The sequence below is a fragment of the Streptomyces boluensis genome (genome assembly GCF_009908195.1).
Classification (GTDB): Bacteria; Actinomycetota; Actinomycetes; order Streptomycetales; family Streptomycetaceae; genus Streptomyces; species Streptomyces boluensis.
Genome location: NZ_JAAAHS010000692.1, coordinates 1 through 1621 on the forward strand (window position 1 = coordinate 1; position 1621 = coordinate 1621).

1 protein-coding gene is annotated in these 1621 nt (G+C 70.9%); it reads left to right on the forward strand.

The features are described 5' to 3' along the window. The coding region (locus GUY60_RS37480; protein WP_161705964.1) for a TIGR03767 family metallophosphoesterase at positions 1–1563 on the forward strand (1563 nt) is incomplete at its 5' end. Positions 1564–1621 lie beyond the last annotated feature (58 nt).

Sequence of the window (1621 nt, forward strand, 5' to 3'; positions counted from 1 at the left end):
CCCCTCGCCCCGTACACCGCCGGCACCACCCTGCAGAGCACCGCCGCACCCCGCCCGGCAGGGCAGGGCTACGTCCGGCTCGGCGACGGACCCGCCTGGGAGCGCGTGACCCGCGCCGACCTCGCCGCGCCGAAGGACGGCCGCGCCGACCGCCGTACCGCCCTTGCCGCGTTCGTACAGTTCACCGACCTGCACATCGTGGACACCCAGCACCCGCTGCGCTACGAGTACGTGCGCGGGCAGACGGCCAGTGCCTGGCGTCCGCAGGAGACGCTGTCCGTGGCCGGGGCGGTCGCGCTTGTGGAGCGAGTGAACGCGCTGCGCGGCGCGCCGGCGACCGGCGCGCCCCTCAGCTTCGTCATGACGACCGGCGACAACACCGACAACAACTCCCGCTCCGAACTCGACTGGTTCCTGCGGACGATGAGCGGCGGCAGCATCACCCCGAACACCGGCGACCCGCGCCACTACGAGGGTGTCCAGGACAGCGGCCTGAAGGAGTACTGGCACCCGGACCGGGCCGAACTCCGCGACGCCGACAAGGAGTTGGGCTTCCCGGCGATTCCCGGCTTCCTCGAAGCCGCCACCCGCCAGGTCCGCAGCCCCGGCCTGAACCTGCCCTGGTACTCCACGGTCGGCAACCACGACTCCCTGCCCGGCGGCTGCTACGCCTCGGGCGACAGTTGGTTCCACGACTTCGCGGTCGGCGGCAAGAAGCTGATGTCGCTGCCCGAGGACCGCGCCGCCGCGTTCTGGAAGTCCGTGAAGAAGGGGCTCGACCCCAAGGGCGAGCAGTTCCGCGAGCTGATGCGCACCGAGAAGAAGCGGCTGCGCTCCATCACCCCGGACGTCACCCGCGCCCCGTTCACGCCCACCGAGTACGTACGCGCCCACCTCGACCCGGCGTACGCGGGTCCGGGCCCGGTCGGTCACGGCTATACGCAGGCCAATGTGGACGAGGGTACGCAGTACTACGCGTTCCGCATCGCCGACGACGTGGTCGGCCTCAGCCTCGACACCACCGACCCCGCCGGGCACTACGAGGGCTCCCTCGGCACCGCTCAACTCGACTGGCTCAAGGACGAGTTGGCGAAGGCGGAGCGGGACGGCGCGTACGTGATCGTCTTCAGTCACCACACCAGCGCCAGCATGCGCAACCTGCGGCCCGACCCGGACCGGCCGCGCGAGGCCCGGCACGGCGGCGACGAGGTGCTCGACCTGCTCGGCCGGCACACCCGCGTCCTCGCCTGGATCAACGGGCACAGCCACCGCAACCTGATCACCCCGCACGGCACGTTCTGGGAGATCACCACCGCCTCCCACATCGACCACCCGCAACTGGCCCGGGTGGTCGAGCTGGTCGACAACCACGACGGGACGCTCTCGGTGTTCACCACGCTCATCGAGTCGGCGGCCCGGCACCGTACGGATCTCGCCGATCTCTCACAGCCCGGACTCGCCTCCCTCTACCGTGAGTTGGCCTTCAACGCCCCAGGGCGCAAGCCCGACCTCGGCGGCGAGAGCGAGGACCGCAACACCGAACTCGTCCTGAAGAAGGGCTGATTCCGCCCGGTACCGCCGCTCGCGGATCAACCCTCCCGCCCGCCCGGGAGTCCTTCCC